The sequence below is a fragment of the Geomonas subterranea genome (assembly GCF_019063845.1).
Lineage (GTDB): Bacteria > Desulfobacterota > Desulfuromonadia > Geobacterales > Geobacteraceae > Geomonas > Geomonas subterranea.
The window spans coordinates 4424205-4443243 of sequence record NZ_CP077683.1; the positions used below are offsets into that span (position 1 = coordinate 4424205).

Genomic DNA, 19039 nt, shown 5'->3' on the forward strand with positions numbered 1-19039 from the left:
AGATCGATGAGAGAGTCGACAACTCAGGAAACAGTTGAAGCTGCATCCGGTGTGGGACTGCTGCGCAACATGAGCGGCAGGACCCGCATGAACCTGATCGGGTCGTTGGTGCTGGCGCTGCTTATCGCTGTGTTCTGCGTCACCAACTGGTTCATGCCGCATAACGCTGACGCGTGGCCGACCAAGTACGGCTCCTGCAGCGCCTCGGGCTGCCATGTGCAGATTGACCCGAACGCAACCATCACCACAGCCATCAACGGCGTGGTGGGGACCTCGGTGACGGTTGCCCCCGGGGGGACCTTCGAGGTGGACTGGAAGGTGACCAACGTGACCAACGCCGCGGGCGGCCAGATCGGCGTGGGCGTCGAGATCAACCTGCCGACCGGCTGGGGTCTCACCAAAGGTACGGTGAACAACCCGGCGATCCCCGGGTGGAACAGCGTCTGGGATGCGGCTGACGGCGTCCCCGCCGGCTGGGCCACCGCCAACTCCTACAGCGCTTCGGGCGAGTACCCGGCGAGCCCGGTCGGTTACACCATCAACTACGACACCACCGCGTGGGACACCGGGAACAGGAACGCGGCGTTCGACAACGCATCAGCCGGCGACCTTGACGGCATCGCCGACAACATGGGTGCCGACGCCATCGTGACGGTCCCGGCCGGCACGGCCAACGGCACCTATACCATTGTGGTCTTGGGTGTCGGCCACGACTCCTCCAAATCGCACGTCGAACAGGCGATCACCGTCACAGTCTCCTCCGGCGGCGGTGGCGATACCACCAAGCCGGTGGTAACGGCCGGGTTCGCCGCCACCAACCCGGCCACTACCTGGACCATCCCGGTTTCCGGCTTCGCCGCGACCGACAACACCGGCGTGACCGGCTACATGATCACCACCAGCGCCACCGCACCGCTTGCCGGAGCGGCAGGCTGGACCGCTACCGCACCGACCAGCTACACCGTCACCGCCGACGGCAGCTACACCCTGTACCCCTGGGCCAAGGACGCGGCGGGTAACGTCTCCGCCGTGTACGCCTCCCCGGTTACTGTCCTCGTCGACAGCGTGCACCCGAGCGTTTCCAGCACCGTCCCGACCAGCGGCGCCACCGGCATTACCCCGGACAGCACCGTTACCCTGAACTTCAGTGAGGCGGTCAACTGCGCCACGGTGACCACTACCAGCGTTACCATTGCGCCTGCGGTCACCTGGACCAAGACCAGCTGCTCCGGCAGCCAGGCAATCTTCACCCCGACGGGCCAGGCGGCCAATACCCCCTACACCGTCACCGCAGGGACCGGCATCACCGACAGCGTTGGCAACGCGATGAACAGCTCCTATCCGTTCAGCTACACCACCGCGACCGCAATCGTCCGCCCCGATACCGCGATCAGCGCCCCGGCGGCAGCCGCAGTACTCTCCACCAGCCCGGCAGCCATCACCGGTAGCGCCACCGCAGGGACCAACGCCCTCGGCTCGGTGCAGGTGTCCACCAATAACGGCTCCACCTGGAGCGCGGCAACCGGCACCTCCGCCTGGTCCTTCTCCTGGACCCTGCCTGCCGAGGACTACGTAACCCACACCATCCTCGCCAAGGCCGTGGACAGCGCCTCCAACGAGGATACCACCCCGGCCTCGGTCACCGTGATCGTCGATACCGTGGCCCCGGCCGGCCTTACCAACACCGCTCCGGCCAACCTGGCCACCAACCAGGCGCTCACCACTTCGCTTTCCTCCGGTACCGCCACCGACGCAAACACCAGCGCCGCGGTGCAGTACTTCTTCGAGCTGGCCACCGACAGCGGCTTCACCACCGGCGTACAGCAAAGCGGCTGGCAGACCACCAGGACCTTCGCACCGACGCTCACCGGCGGCACTACTTATTACTGGCACGTGAGGGCGAAGGACGCGGCGGGCAACACCAGCGCCTACACCACCACCTGGAGCTTCAGCACCATCGCGCCGACCGCGCCGAACGTTCCCTCCGCCAGCCAGTACCAGGCAGATGGCAGCACCGCCATCGCCCAGGCTGGGACCGCGACCAGCACCTCCGTGGTGGTCAAGTCGGCCGTCACCGACGTGAACGGCGACAACGTGACCCTCCAGGTGGAGATGATCACCAACGCCAACACCTTCTCCGGTACGCCGAACTGCTCCTCGGTCGCAGTGGCCAGCGGCTCGACCGCTTCCGCCACCTGCACCGGCCTGACCGACGGGCTCGCCTACAAGTGGCGCGCCCGCACCACCGACGGCACCCTGAATAGCGCCTGGGTCGACTTCGGCGCAAGCAACCCTGACTTCACCGTCACGGTCCCCAACACGACCCCGGCCGCCCCGACCGCCCTGGCCCAGTACCAGGCCGACGGCACCACAGCCATCACCACCGGCGGCACCGCCTCCAGCAACGTGGTGGTCATCGGCGCCACCGTCGACGGCGGCAACGCCGACCCGGTCCTCCTAGAGGTCGACCTGAACAACGACGGCATTGCCGACTGCGCAAGCCCCTACGTCACCGGCCCGGCCACCGCCAAGGCGATCTGCAACGGTCTCGCCGACGGCTCCTACGACTGGAGGGTGAGGGCGAAAGACAGCAAGGCCGTAGCCAGCGCCTGGACCGCCTTCACCGGCACCCCGGACTTCCTGGTCTCCACCGGCCTCGACTTCGGCGTCGACACCACCCCGCCGACGGACGGCATCGCCAGCGCCACCTCCGGCGACGGCTACATCACCGTGAGCTGGACAGCGGCAACCGACTCGGGCGCGGGCCTCGACCCGCTCAACACCTACAAACTCGTCAAATCCAGCGTGTCCACTCCGGCCGACTGCTCGGCCGCGGCGCTCTACACCGGCAACGGCACTTCGTACTTCGACAGCGCCGTCACTAACGGCAGCACCTATTACTATAGGGTGTGCGCCCTGGACGAAGTCGCCAACCTCTCCGCAGGCGTGACCGTGTCGGGATCCCCCTCCACCATCGCGCTCCCGGAAACCACCATCACCGCCCCGGCCGCCAACACCGTGGTCACCACCGGGCCGGTGTCCATCACCGGCGGCACCAGCGCCGGCGCCAACCCGGTAGCATCGGTTCAGGTCTCCACCAATAACGGCACCACCTGGGCTGCCGCCACCGGCACCGCCCCCTGGTTCTTCACCTGGGCACCCCCCACCGAGGACTACGTCGCGCACACCATCCTCGCCAAGGGTGTCGATAGCCTCGGCTACGCCGACGCCACCCCGGCCCAGGTCGTGGTCCGCGTCGACAACGTGGCGCCGGCCAACGTCGCCAACGCGACCCCGGCCAACCTCGCCACCAACGTGGCGCTGGCGACCAGCCTGACCTCGGCCACCGCAACCGACGCCAACACGAGCGCGGCGCTGCAGTACTTCTTCGAGGTCGCCACCGACAACACCTTCACCACCGGGGTGCAGCAAAGCGGCTGGCAGACTGCCAAGACCTTCGCCCCGACCCTCGCCAGCGCCAATTCCTACTACTGGCACGTGAGGGCGATGGACGCGGCGGGCAACATCTCCGCCTACTCAACTACCTGGAGCTTCAGCACCATCGGCCAGAGCGGGCCGGACGCCCCGGTCGCCGCCCAGTACCAGGCCGACGGCACCACCGCCATCGCCCAGGCCGGCACCGCGACCGGCTCCACCGTGGTCATCAAGGCACCCGTCTCCGACCCCAACGGTGACAACGTCACCCTGCAGGTCGAGGTGATCACCAACGGCAACGCCTTCGCCGGCGTCGCCAACTGCTCCTCCATCGCCGTAACCAGCGGCTCGACCGCTTCGGCAGCCTGCTCCGGCCTCACCGACGGGCTCTCCTACAAGTGGCGCGCCCGCACCACCGACGGCACCTACAACAGCGCCTGGGTGGACTTCGGCGGCAGCGACCCCGACTTCACGGTTTCGTTCGCCAACGCGACCCCGGCCGCACCGACCGCCCTGGCGCAGTTCCAGGCTGACGGCACCACGGCCATCGCTAGCGGCGCTGCCGCTTCCACCAACGTGGTGGTCATCGGCGCCACCGTCGACGGCGGCAACGGCGACGCGGTCCTCCTCGAGGTCGACCTGAACAACGACGGCATCGCCGACTGCGCGAGCCCCTACGTCACCGGTCCGGCCACGGCGCAGGCGGTCTGCGGCGGCCTCGCCGACGGCTCCTTCGACTGGAGGGTGAGGGCGAAGGACGGCAAGGGCGCCATTAGCGCCTGGACCTCCTTCACCGGCACCCCGGACTTCACCGTGGGCACCGGCCTCGACTTCGCGGTCGACACCACCCCGCCGACCGACGGCAGCGCGAGCGATTCCTCCGGCGATGGCTACATCAAGATCAGCTGGAGCGCCGCAAGCGACGCCGGCGCCGGCCTCGATCCTGTTAATACCTATAAGGTGGTCAAGTCGAGCGTATCCACCCCGGCTGACTGCTCCGGTACCGCGCTCTACAGCGGCAACGGCACCTCCTACTTCGACAACGCCGTCGTGAACGGCACCACCTACTACTACAGGGTCTGCGCACTGGACGAAGTCGGTAACCTCTCCGCAGGTACCACCATCTCCGGTTCGGCCTCGGCCATCGCGCTCCCCGATACCACGATAAGTGCTCCGGCAGCCAACGCCGTCATCACCACCGGTCCGGTGTCCATAACCGGTGCCGCGAGCGCCGGCGCCAATCCGCTGGCCTCGGTCCAGGTCTCCACCAACAACGGCACCACCTGGGCAGCCGCCAGCGGCACCACCTCATGGTCCTTCACCTGGGCACCGTCCACCGAGGACTACGTGGCGCACACCATCCTCGCCAAGGGCGTGGATAGCCTCGGCTACGCCGACGCCACCCCGGCCCAGGTCACTGTCCGCGTCGATAACGTTGCCCCGGCAGGGCTCAACAACTCGGCTCCGGCCAACCTGGCCCCCGCAGTGGCGCTTAACTCCGTTCTCACCTCGACCAGCGCTACCGACGGCAACACCTCGGCCGCGGTGCAGTACTTCTTCGAAATCGCCACCAACTCCGGCTTCACCACCGGGGTGCAGCAAAGCGGCTGGCAGGCCGGCACCAGCTTCGCGCCGACCCTGGCACCGGGCACCCAGTACTTCTGGCACGTAATGGCAAGGGACGCTGCTGGCAACACTACTGCCTACACCACCACCTGGAGCTTCACCTCCAGCGTTGTGGCCCCTGAGACCGTCCTCTCCGCTCCCGCCGCCGGCACCGTCTTCTCGACCTCGCCGGCTGCAATCAGCGGTACCGCGACCGCCGGCACCAACGCGCTCGGCTCGATACAGGTATCCGTGAACAACGGCACCTCCTGGAACACAGCCGCCGGCACCGGCACCTGGAGCTACTCCTGGACCCTGCCCGCCGAGGATTACGTAGCGCACACCATCCTGGCGCGCGCGGTCGACAACGCTTCCAACGCCGACCCGACGCCTGCCAGCGTCTCGGTCTACGTCGATACCGTGGCTCCGACCGGCTTCGCCAACTCGACCCCGGCCAACCTGGCCACCTCCGTGGCGACGACCACCTCGCTGACCACGACCGCGGCGACCGACGCCAACACCACGGCATCGGTGCAATACTTCTTCGAGGTAGCCACCGACTCCGGCTTCACCACAGGGGTGCAGCAGAGCACCTGGCAGACGGGCCTCAGCTTCGCGCCGACCCTCGCCTACGGCACCACCTACTACTGGCACCTGAGGACCAAGGACGCCGCCGGCAACATCTCGGCCTACAGCACCACCACGAGCTTCACCACCGCGGCGGCCGTCACCACGGTCGGCCAGGGCACCGGCGAGATCAGCCTCACCATCGCACCGGGAGCCACAGAGATCGATCTCGACACCTTCACCCTGGCTACCCAGGCGGGCACCGACACCGTCGCCGGCCTGACCGTGACCCTCGCCAACGGTACCTGGGCGGGCATCGCCTCCATCAACGTGACCGATGACACCGGCACCACCGTCTACGGCACCGCCAACCCGGCGTCGAACACGGTGGCCATCACCCTGACCACCCCGATCACGGTGACCACGACGCCGACCCAGTACGTCCTGGTGATCAACGCCAAGACGGCGGTGGCCATGCCGGCACCTCCGGGTGCCAGCTACGCCGTCACCGGCACGGTGACCGCGATCACCTCCAGCAACCCGAAATCGTACGGCGACACCGCCTCGGCCACCGTCACCATCGACAACCTTTCCCCGGCCAACGTCACCTCCGCAGGCGGGGCGGCGGGTGTTGCCTCCAACTCGCTGTACTGGACCAACCCGGCCGACTCCGACTTCGCCGGCATCGTGGTGCTGCGCCGCGCCGGCAGCGCAGTCACCGATACGCCGGTCGAGGGGACCAACTACCTCACCGGCAGCATCATCGGCTCCAGCACCGTCGCCTACGCGGGCAGCCTCAACAACTTCGTCGATGCCCCGCTAACCAACGGCACGGTCTACTACTATAAGATCTTCGCAGTGGACGCCCGCGGCAACTACACCGCGACCGGCGTAGCAGTCGGCCCCTACACCCCGGTGCGCACCGCATGGGCCAACAGCCCGATGCTGCACACCTCCACCACCACCGGTTCTACCAAGTGGAGTGCCAACGGTGGCTGGGGCGAGCCCGGCAAGAAGTACGGCGCCTTCACCTGCGCCACCTGCCACAACATGAGCACCCCAAACATCATGCGCGCCGTCACCAGCGTAGCGACCGGCGACGGCAGCAACTGGGCTACCAACAACAGCCCGACCATCGCGGTCTCGTACCTCAACCCGGCGACCGACAAGGGGAACGACTCGACGCATGCCACCTCGAACCGCATCTGCGAGGTGTGCCACAGCCAGACCAGCTTCCACAAGTACAACAACCCGACGGCGAACCACAACGGCACCGTTAACTGCACCCAGTGCCACTCGCACAACGCAGGCTTCAAGGGCTCCGGCGGCAGCTGCCTCCTGTGCCACAACTCTCCGCGCGGCGTGCGTCAGCAGGTCGTGGGCGCCACCCTGGGCTCCACCGGCGACGACTTTGTGCGCCCGTCCAGGCACATCAAGAACACCACCGTCAAGAACGTGGACTGCATCATCTGCCACGCCGAGGGCGACACCACTTCGACTGAGACCTCGGTTAAACAGGTGAGCCTCCACGGTACCAGCGGCGCGCCGGTCCTCTTAAGGAACGTCGACAGCCAGGGCAACCCCGGCACCGCCGGCACCAACTACTGGTCCTGGCCGGGGCGCCGCGCGGGTGGCACCGCCATCAGCTCCACCGACCGCGACAACATGGACCGCTTCTGCGTCAACTGCCACGACTCCGACGGCGCCAGCACCATCACCGTCGATACGGCGGGTACCGCCATCACCACCGGCACCGCGCTGGCCAGGAAGCTGACCCCGTTCAACCCGCTGGACGGGGGCACGCCGCTGAACGTCAAGTCGCAGTTCAACTCCGGCATGGCAGTTGGCAGCGCCTACGCCAGCCATCACAACCTGAACATCTACACCAAGCGCTACACCGCGACCTACGCATCCACCTACGCCACCCGCGGCGGCTGGACCGGTAGTTCCAAGGACGGCGTCGCCATGACCTGGGATACCGGCCTGCACTGCTCCGACTGCCACCTCAACGAGAGCAACGCTCACGGCGCGCGTAACGCGACCCGGATGCTGCAGGATAAAAACGGTGCAGATGCCGCAGCTTCCAACACCAACGACGGCAGCGCTACCTTCGTCTGCTACCGTTGCCACCTGAGCACGGTCTACAACTACGCCAACGTCACCGTGACGGGCAAGGCGAGGATTGAGCACAGCAGCTTTGACAACGTTCCCTGGACCGTCGGCTCCTACAACGACCATGGCATCGTCTGCTTCAACTGCCACATGGGCGGCGGGGTCAACAACATCGGCGGCATCCACGGTAACAACCGTTCCATCACCACCCTGACCCAGGGGGCCACCAAGAGCTACCGCTTCATCTACGGCGCCGAGCTCGGTCTCAACATCTCGGATGCCAACTGGTCCACCACCACGGCGCCGACCTGCTATACCGCCTCCTCGACCTGGGGCGGCGCCTGCAATAAGCACGACGGCTCCGCAGGCACCGGCAGGATAGGTACGCCGAACTACGCAAGACCTCTGCAGTAACCCCAGAGGGTGACGCCCCGGCAAGTCCGAGGCGTCACCCTCTGCTCTCACCAATCTACGGTTAGCCGCGTCCATACTTTCGGCCTGGCGGCCACCCTGGCCGGGCGCGCGAACGCCGTGAACCGCGTATTCCACTTGGTTAGTATGGACTTACCTTTCTGTTACCCTATCGTTGCTAATCCCATACCTTTACTCCAAAAGCCTTCTGGTGATATCCCGAAACAGCCCCCGTAGGGGGCACGCGCGGTGCTTTTTTCTTAAAATTCACAAAGCCCTTCCAGTATTGCCTTTCGAAAAAATCCCTTGCTCATTAGAGCGATTGCTTCGCCTGTTCGACAAATCCATCTTCCGCCATATAGCGTATCTGATACCGGGTATGCTTTTTGCTCATTAAGCGCTCTGTAGGATTATTTCGTACCTCTACATTCGTCCATCACCGCACGTGAGGACCAGGGACAGGGGAAGGTTATGCTGAGAAAAACACTGGCTGTTCTGGCTGCTACGGCCGTCATATCGGGGGCGCTCTCATGGGCGGCAACATCGTTCCAGCTGCAGACAAAGCTGAACAACAGCGGCGGTACCCTCCAGATCCGCAACAACCCGGTCCAGACAGTGTCCGGCACGGTCGTGTACACCAACTTCACCACGGCGGAGCTGGTTCCGGTGAAGGTGACCGCCAACCCCGGCTACAAGATCACCAGTCTGACCAAGACGGGCGTGGCCCAGGTGATCGGCAACTACACGACCCACTACACCACCACCTTCAAGAAGGCTGACGGTTCGCCCCAGTCCCTGATCGCCGGCTTCACCGCCCAGAAGTACACGGTGACCGGCACCGCATACGGCCCGGGGGGCATCACCCCGGCCAGCACCCAGGTCACCTACAACGGCACCGCGGTATTCACCGCCACCCCTAACGCCAACTCGGTCCTGACCGCCGTCAGCGGCGGCACCGCCACCACCCTCTCCGGCGGCGCGATCAGCTTCCCCTACCTCGGCCAGGCCAACATCACGGTCCGGAACGTAACCGCCCCGGCGAGCGTCACCGCGTCCTTTTCCACGGTCGGCATCAGCGCAGGGGAGAACCAGACCGGGATGGTGGCCACGAAGGTGACCCTGAGGGGCTCCATGCAGGGGGGGGGCACTTTCACCTGGAACCAGGAGAGCGGCCCGGCGGCCACCCTGCTGCAAGCCAGCACGCTGAACCCGGACTTCGTGCCGATGGTGCTGGGGACCTACGTGTTCCGTGTCACCCAGTACATGAACGGCGTAGCGGTCTCCACCTCCACCACGCAGGTCAAGGTGGTGGACTCGCTGATCGACTCCATGAGAACCGACTGCAACGGCTGCCACTCCGCCACCGGCGTCTACCCGACCCCGATGGCGTTCACCCTGTGGTCCTCCTCGAACCACAAGGCTCTTGGCGTTTCCTGCGTTTCCTGCCATACCACCGGTGCCATGCCGACCCCGGTCAACGTCTCGAGCGTCGACTCCAACACCTTCGTGAACCTGCAGGCCTCTGCTGGCCCCGTGGGTGGTTACTTCTGCGCTGCCTGCCATACCGATTCCATCTTCTCCGGCTACGATCGCTCCATGCATAAGAAGATGGGCGTCACCTGTACCTCCTGCCACAAGGGGGGAGCGCACCAGCCGGAGGCGGACCCGGGCGTCTGCGCGGGTTGCCACTACAACGGCCTGGGGATCGTCCCCAACCACACGGTCGAGATCGGCAGGAACGTCCTCTGTATCTCCTGCCACAACCCGCACTCGAGCTTCGCGGCGGTGCAGGGTGACCTCGAGACGCTGCACTACGGCAACATGACCACCGGCGCCTACCCGGCCACCTACGTCACCTCGCGTTCGGCCTGCACCGACTGCCACTTCTCGACGGTTACCAACCAGGCGATCCGCCAGGCGTGGTACACCTCGGGTCACGCCAAGGGGAGCGCGCCGGCCTACTCCACCTACGACTTCAAGACCATGGACGGCTGCGTGCAGTGCCACACCACCACCGGCTTCGTGGCCTACTCCACTGCCAAGGTGACCACGGCCTGGGGCGTCTCCTCGGACAAGACCAAGGAGATGGTCACCTGCCGCGCCTGCCACGTCGACATCGTTGCGGGTGCGCTGCGCACCATGGCGCCGTCCAAGCCGTTCGCCATCGAGCCGACCTACGTGAACCCCGCGGTGGGCGAGTCCAACCTCTGCATGACCTGCCACACCGGGACCAATACCGGCCAGGTGATCGTGGCGAAGCTGCAGGCGAACGCGGACTTCACCAACCTCGCCTTCATCCCGCCGCACTACGCTGTTTCCGGCGCCACCATGTACGCGAAGGGGGGGTACCACTTCCCGGGTCGCGACTACGACCTCGGTGCCACCCACAGCAACCTCGGCTTCGCCAACGCCAAGGGGCCCTGCGTCACGTGCCACAGAAACGGCACCTACGGCCACTCCTTCAGAAGCGGGGTGAGCGCGATCTGCACCACCTGCCACGGCTCCAACATGCCGGAAGAGCAGCGCCTGCTGGCGCGCGACTCCTTCACGAGCCTCCTCGAAGTGCTGCGTGCGCAGCTGGCCGCCAAGGGCTTCATCTACACCGAGAAGGCGCCGCACTTCAACGAGCGCAACTGGGGCTCCGGGCAACAGGGTGCGAACGTGATGGGTGCAGCCTTCAACTACGCACTCCTGGTGCGCGAGCTCGGCTCCTTCGGCCACAACCCGCGCTACTCGAAACAGCTCGCCATGGACTCCATCGACATCCTGGACAACGGCGTCATCGACGACTCGGTGACCACGCTGGCGGTGCCGACCCTGCGCGACGCGGGCGCCATCACCCAGGCGGTGGCCGACTCGGTGATTGCCTACAAGGCGCGCAACCTGTGCATCACCTGCCACGGCGGCTCCGCTTCGACCCCGAGCCCGATGGCGACCAACCAGCACGGCACCCACATCACCGCGGTCTACGGCCCGGGCGCCTACCTTGGGAGCGAGTACACCGCCTGCCAGGCGTGCCACATCGGGACCACCGCCACCCACAACAACGGCTCGCCGGACTTGAAGAGCGGCGACGGCTCGCTGTGCATGGGTTGCCACGCGGGTCAGCTGGTGGACTGGAAGACCACCGCCCGCATCGAGTGCACCGTCTGCCACGCTCAGAACGCCGCGGTGCTCCCCAACGGCACCCAGGCGCCGTTCAAGGCGTACTTCGGCACCAAGGGTCACGGCCGCTTCGCGGTGTCGAACCAGTGCACCGTGTGCCACGACCGGAACGCCACCCACATCACGGGGACCCTGGGCGACAGCAAGCGCCTCTTGATGACCAACGACAACACGCTGTGCGCCTCGTGCCACAACAACGCCGCGGTGGTCCCTGCGCGCATCCTGAACCTCGGCACGCACGTCACCAAGGACAACATGGAGATCGCCTGCCGCGAGTGCCACGACACGCACGGCACCGGGAACCTCTCCATGATCAGGAGCGAGATCCGGGGCTTCAACATCGCGTACACCGACCGGGCAACCACGCTGGTGGAGACCACCTACAACCGCGGCCTGTGCCAGGTCTGCCACACCAAGACCAACTACTACCGCGCCGGCGTTCCGGAGTCGAGCCACTTCACTTCGGGGTGCCTCGACTGCCACACCCACACCAGCGCGGGCGGCGCCTTCAAGCCGATCGGCGGAAGCTGCGATTCCTGCCACGGCTACCCGCCGGCGCCGAAGAACACGGCGACCACCTTCGGCAGCTACGCGAACTGGGCCAACGCGCGCTTCGAGGACTACTCGGGCGGCGGCGGGGCGCACCTCGTCGCGGCGCACATCTCTCCGTTCGCGAAGGTTGAGGAGGGTTGGGCGAACTGCACGGCCTGCCACAACGGCGGGGCCGTTGGGCTGACCCCGTACCACAAGATGGTGACCCCGATCAAGGACAACATCGAGAACGTGACGGTGCTGGTGGACAACAGCCTGCGCTTCGCGAACAGCTTCACCATCTACACCGGTGCCAAGCTGACCAGCGTTCCGGGGGCGAACCAGACCGGCAGCTGCTTCAACATCGCCTGCCACATGAGCCCGTCGGCACGGTGGAGCACCGAGCGGTAGGCCGCGTAGTCGAGTAGCAAAAGAAGCTTTATCCAGATGTGGGATGCTTGTTACCCCCGGTGGGGAATTGATTTCCCCGCCGGATGAAATAGCACTACTGTCAGGTGTTTTGTGATAAAGGAGTGGAAATGAGGGGCTACCGCAGACTCGGATGGTATAACCCACGAGTGATAGCTTTGCTGATGACGATGGGAGCCGCGCTCTTGGCTGGCACAAGGGCCGAAGCCGCACCGCAGTACGATTACGGGTGCGACGCGTGCCACACCATGCCTCCTCTTGATTCAGCGAACGGGCAGCGCATTCCGGCTACCGGGGCGTTCAAGGGCAATCACGCAGGCCATGCCGACAGTAATGCCCTGTCGTGCGTCAAGTGCCACGGCTCCGGCGTGCTCGTGTACCAGACCGGCCACCGCACCGCCGACATCAAGGTCTCCGGGAACATCAACGGTTCCGCGACCGGCAGCTACAGCCGCGCCTTCGTGAACCAGACCTCGGTACCCCCGAACCCGCTTGGGTCCTGCTCCAATGTGAACTGCCACTTCGAGCGCACCAGCCCCGAGTGGGGGAGTGCTGCCTACTCCAGCCCCGCCGACTGCAACAGTTGCCACGGCAACTCGCCCAGCGCTGGCCATCCCGTCTCCGGCTCCAAACACGGCACCTATTACGGCACCGGCACCAGCTCCTGTCTCAAGTGTCATACCGACCACAGTGCCGAGGCGAAGCCCTTCGCGCATGCCACCAGCGTGACCCACCGCGCCATCGCGGTCAGCTTCAACGCGGCACCCAACAACGGCGGGAGCTACTCCGGCCCGACCAACGACTTTCTCCCGAGCCAGACCAACACCTTTGGTACGTGCTCGGGCATCTATTGCCACAGCGACGGCACCACGAAGACCGGTCCCTTCACGGTGACCACCGCCCCCAGCTGGGGGAGCGCGACCCTTGGCTGCAACGGCTGCCACGGCGGTCCGGCGTCCCTGGGGACCAAAATCCTCGCGACCGGCAAACACCAGGCCCACGTGAACAACAGCGGCACCCTCGGTAGCAACTACGGCTGCGCCGACTGCCACGGCAAGACCGCCGCGAGCGACTCCGTCATCGGCACCGTTGCGAACCACGTCAACGCCTTCGTCGAGTACTCCGGCGCCAAGGCCGGCAAGAACTACTCCGGCGGGTCCTGCTCCACCAGCTACTGCCACACCTCCGGCAAGAAGGGTGTCGCCGGCATGGCCTCGACCGTGGAACCGGCAGCCCCCTCCTGGAGCGGCGCGGCCATGGTCTGCAACGGCTGCCACGGCGCCCAGGTGACCCCGACTGCGGGTATCGCATTCAACGCGGTCGCGGGCGAGCCGAACTACGTTTCCGGCGCTGCCGGGTCCGGCACCGCCAACTCGCACCAGAAGCACGTGGCCGTCGCGGGCGCCACCACCTGCGCCAACTGCCACTCGAAAACCACCACTACCGGCACGACACTGATCGCCGGCGGCCAACACATCGACGGCTTCATCAACTTCACCTCGGGCAACGGCAAGACCTTCGGCAAGCAGGCCAACAAGACCTGCTCCGACATCTCCTGTCACTCCGGTAACGGCATCGTCACCAACGTCGGCACCGCGCAATGGGGCGGTACCCTCAACTGCAACGGCTGCCACGGCGGACCGCTGGCCCTGGGGAGCAACGTCATCGGCAGCGGCAAGCACACCCAGCACGTGAACCAGGCCGGCGTGATCGGCGACAACGTGGGTTGCGTCGAGTGCCACTCAAAGACTGTATCGAGCGACTCTGTGGTTTCGGACAGCTCCAAGCACCTGAACAACTTCGTCGACTACTCCGGCGCCAAGGCAGGCAAGAGCAGCACCTACTCGGCCGGCTCCTGCTCCGCCACCTACTGCCACACCTCCGGCAAGAAGGGCCAGTCGGGCATGGTGGCCACGGTCGAGCCGGCGAACCCCTCCTGGAGCGGCGCCGCCACGGGCTGCAACGGCTGCCACGGCGCGCAGTTGACCCCGACCGCCGGCGTCGCCTTCAACTCGGTGGCGGGTGAGCCGAACTACGTCTCCGGCACCGCAGGTTCCAGCAACGCCAACTCGCATCAGAAGCACGTCGGTACCGCAGGGGCGACCACCTGCTCCAGCTGCCACTCGAAGACCACCACCAACGGCACCAGCATCGTAGCAGGCGGGCAGCATCTCGACCGCTTCAATAACTACACCGCCGGCGGCGGCAAGACCTTCGGCAAGGTCGCCAACAAGACCTGCTCCGACATCTCCTGCCACTCCGGCAACGGCATCGTGGCCAACGTGGCCAACTCCCAGTGGGGTGCAACCCTTGGCTGCAACGGCTGCCACGGCGGCCCGACCGCGCTTGGTAGCAACATCCTCAACACCGGAAAACACGCCGCCCACGTGAACCAGGCCGGCGTTCTCGGCAGCAACTACGGCTGCGTCGAGTGCCACTCCAAAACGGTATCGAGCGACTCCGTCGTATCCGATTCCACCAAGCACCTGAACTCGTTCATCGACTACTCCGGCGCCAAAGCCGGCAGAAGCACCACCTACAGCGCCGGTACCTGCTCCTCCACCTACTGCCACACCTCGGGCAAGAAGGGGCTCTCCGGCATGGTGGCCACCGTCGAGCCGGGCAACCCGTCCTGGAGCGGCGCTGCCATGACATGCAACGGCTGCCACGGCGTCCAAAACCTCCCCACCGCGGGTGTCGCCTTCAACGCGGTAGCGGGCGAGCCGAACTACGTCTCCGGCGCCGCCGGCTCCAATAACGCCAACTCGCACCAGAAGCACGTGGGTACGGCAGGGGCCACCACCTGCGCCAACTGCCACTCGAAGACCACCACCAACGGAACCACGCTGGTAGCCGGCGGCCAGCACGCTGACCGCTTCATCAACTACACCTCCGGCAACGGCGCGACTTTCGGCAAGGTAGTTAACAAGAGCTGCTCCAACATCTCCTGCCACTCCGGCAACGGCATTGTGGCCAACGTGGCCAACGCACAGTGGGGCGCAACCCTCAACTGTAACGGCTGCCACGGCGGCCCGACCGCCCTGGGGAGCAACATCCTCAACACCGGCAAGCACACCCAGCACGTGAACCAGGCCGGCGTGATCGGCGACAACATGGGGTGCGCGGATTGCCACGCCAAGACCGTCTCCAGCGACTCGGTGGTTTCCGACTCCACCAAGCACCTGAACGCCTTCCTCGATTACTCGGGCGCCAAGGCTGGCAAGAGCAGCACCTACGCTTCCGGCACCTGCTCCGCCACCTACTGCCACACCTCCGGTAAGAAGGGCTTCACCGGGATGGTGGCCACCGTCGAGCCGGCGAATCCGTCATGGAGCGGCGCGGCCATGACCTGCAACGGCTGCCACGGCGCGCAGCTGACCCCGACCGCCGGCGTTGCCTTCAACTCCGTCGCGGGCGAGCCGAACTACGTCTCCGGCGCCGCCGGTTCCAGTAACGCCAACTCGCACCAGAAGCACGTGGGTGCGGCAGGGGCCACCACCTGCTCCAGCTGCCACTCGAAGACCACCACCAACGGCACCAGCATCGTGGCGGGCGGGCAGCACCTGGACCGCTTCAACAACTACACCGCGGGCAACGGCAAGACCTTCGGCAAGGTTGCCAACAAGACCTGCTCCAACATCTCCTGCCACTCCGGCAACGGCATCGTGACCAACGTCGGCGACGCGCAGTGGGGCGCGACCCTTGGCTGCAACGGCTGCCACGGCGGCCCGACCTCACTTGGGAGCAACATCCTCAACACCGGCAAGCACGCCGCCCACGTGAACCAGGCTGGCGTCCTCGGCGACAACATGGGCTGCGTCGAGTGTCACTCCAAGACGGTATCGAGCGACTCGGTCGTATCCGATTCCACCAAGCACCTTAACTCCTTTGCGGATTACTCCGGCGCCAAGGCCGGCAAGAGCAGCACCTACTCGGCAGGTTCCTGCTCCGCCACCTACTGCCACACCTCCGGCAAGAAGGGACAGACCGGCATGGTGGCGACCGTCGAGCCTTCCATTCCGTCCTGGAGCGGCGCGGCCATGACCTGCAACGGCTGCCACGGTGCGCAAGTCACCCCGACCGCGGGCGTCGCCTTCAACTCGGTGGCGGGCGAGCCGAACTACGTCTCCGGCGCCGCCGGCGCGGCCAACGCCAACTCGCACCAGAAACACGTTGGCGTCGCAGGGGCATCCACCTGCGCCAACTGCCACTCGAAGACCACCGCCAACGGCACCACGCTGGTCTCCGGCGGGCAGCACCTGGACCGCTTCAGCAACTACACCGCGGGCAACGGCAAGACCTTCGGCAAGGTCGCCAACAAGACCTGCTCCAACATCTCCTGCCACTCCGGCAGCGGCATCGTGGCCAGCGTGGCCAACGCCCAGTGGGGCGCGACCCTTGGCTGCAACGGCTGCCACGGCGGCCCGACCGCACTGGGGAGCAACATTCTCAATACCGGCAAGCACACCGCTCACATCAACCAGGCGGGCGTCATCGGCGACAACATCGGCTGCGCCGCCTGCCATGCGAAGACCGTTTCCAGCGACTCGGTGGTTTCCGACTCCACCAAGCACCTGAACTCCTTCCTCGACTACTCGGGCGCGCAGGCCGGCAAGAGCACCACCTACAGTGGCGGCACCTGCTCCGCCACCTACTGCCACACCTCCGGCAAGAAGGGCTTCACCGGCATGGTGGCGACCGTCGAGCCGGCGGCTCCTTCCTGGAGCGGATCGGCCATGGGCTGCACCGGCTGCCACGGCGCCCAGGTTCTCCCGACCGCCGGGGTCGACTTCAACTCCGTCGCGGGCGAGCCGAACTACGTTTCCGGCGCCGCCGGTTCCGACAACGCCAACTCCCACAAGAAACACGTGGGGGCCAGCGGGGCCGTCACCTGTGTCTACTGCCACTCGAAGACCACCGCCAGCGGCACCAGCATCGTCGCCGGCGGTCAGCACCTGAACTCCTTCAACAACTACACCGCCGGGGGAGGCAAGACCTTCGGCAAGCAGGTGAACAAGACCTGCTCCAACATCTCCTGCCACAGCGGTAACGGCATCGTGGCCGGCGTGCCGAGCGCACAATGGGGTGCGACCCTCGGCTGCAACGGCTGCCACGGCGGCCCGGTTGCCCTGGTGACCAACGTCCTCGTCACCGGCAAGCACACCGCCCACATCAACAACCCGAGCATGGGTGGCAACTACGGCTGTGCCGACTGCCACGCCAAGACGGTCTCCAGCGACAGCGCTGTCTCCGATACCACCAAGCATGGCAACGCCTTCGTCGACTACTCCGGCGTGAAAGCCGGCAAGAGCAGCACCTACGTCTCCGGCACCTGCTCCGCCACCTACTGCCACACCTCCGGCAAGAAGGGACAGACCGGCATGGTGGCCACCGTCGAGCCGGCCAACCCATCCTGGAGCGGCGCGGCACTTGGCTGCAACGGCTGCCACGGCGCCCAGGTCACCCCGACCGCCGGCGTTGCCTTCAACTCCGTGGCAGGCGAGCCTAACTACATAAGCGGCGCCGCCGGCTCCGCCAGCGCGAACTCACATCAGAAGCACGTGAAGGCCGCCGGCGCCAGCACCTGTGTCCTGTGCCACAGCGCCACCGTCGACGCGACCGGCACCCAGATCATCGGCAGCCATACCAACAAGGTGGCCGACGTCGTGGCCGGCGGGACCGCAACCTTCGGGTATCCGGGGAGCAAGACCTGCTCCAATGTCTCCTGCCACGCGGGCACCGGCTACACCGCCGCCAACGCCGTCTGGGGCGCAACGCTTGACTGCAAGGGTTGCCACGCCACCCTGTCCGGCGCGCACACCCGCCACGTCGGCACCGCCTGGGGCACCCTGCCGTTCTACAACTACACGGCCAACGTCTCGACCGGTACCGATACCGACGGCGTCACCTGGAAGGCATACGGCTTCGGCTGCGCCAACTGCCACCCGCTCACCGTGGCTAACCATATGAACGGCACGGTCGAGGTGGAGCTGAACACCGCGACCAACGCCAGCACGCTCAGGATGAAGAACACCGCCGCCGGCCTCATCGGCAGCACCGGCACCGGTACGGTCTCCTGCTCCAACGTCTACTGCCACGAGAACACCACCACGCCGCAGTGGAACCAGACCTACACCGCCGCAACCCGCTGCTCGGGCTGCCACGAGAACGCCCCGAGCACCGACTCGCACCTTGCTCACAAGGTCGGCATCCACTACGACGACATCTACTCCGGCACCACCGGGCTCCTCCCGGCCTCCGGTGCGGTGGGTGTCAACGCGGGCCACGGCGACCCGGCACAGTCGACCACCATCGGCTGCAACATCTGCCACTACAACACGGTCAACGTTGCCAGGAACAAGTACAACAGCTCCTGCTCCACTGCGGCGTGCCACGGCAACACCACCGGCAACAACACCGATGCCCTTGGCGCCTCCAGGATCACCAACCTGGCCAACCACGTAAACGGCAAGAACGACGTTGCCTTCGCACCGACGACCTACATCAAGTCCAAGGCGCAGGTCACCGACGCCAACTTCGTGAACTACACCGGCGGCCTGGGTGGCTGGAACAAGACCCGCACCTACAAGCAGGGTGCTTCCTCCTACGACACGTCGAAGAATTACCTGACCGTCAGCACCTACTCGGCAGGGAGCTGCTCCAACATCTCCTGCCACAACGGCGTGTCCGTACACTGGGTGAACGACTTCGGCGGGGCACAGGACTGCACCATGTGCCATACCAACCTGTAACTAAGTAACGCCCGGGGCTCACGCCCCGGGCG

Annotated in this window: 3 protein-coding genes; all 3 read left to right on the plus strand. The window is 66.0% G+C overall.

Annotation, left to right across the window (positions count from 1 at the left end):
- Nucleotides 1–6: 6 nt before the first annotated feature.
- Complete coding sequence (locus KP001_RS22130) at nt 7–8133, plus strand: Ig-like domain-containing protein (protein ID WP_239027830.1); 8127 nt, start codon at nt 7–9, stop codon at nt 8131–8133.
- Nucleotides 8134–8601: 468 nt separating this feature from the next.
- On the plus strand, nt 8602–12237 hold the full coding sequence (locus tag KP001_RS19385) for a cytochrome C (protein WP_217287167.1): 3636 nt from the start codon (nt 8602–8604) through the stop codon (nt 12235–12237).
- A 203-nt stretch (nt 12238–12440) separates the two neighbouring features.
- Complete coding sequence (locus KP001_RS19390) at nt 12441–19007, plus strand: CxxxxCH/CxxCH domain c-type cytochrome (protein WP_217287168.1); 6567 nt, start codon at nt 12441–12443, stop codon at nt 19005–19007.
- The last annotated feature ends 32 nt before the right edge of the window (nt 19008–19039 follow it).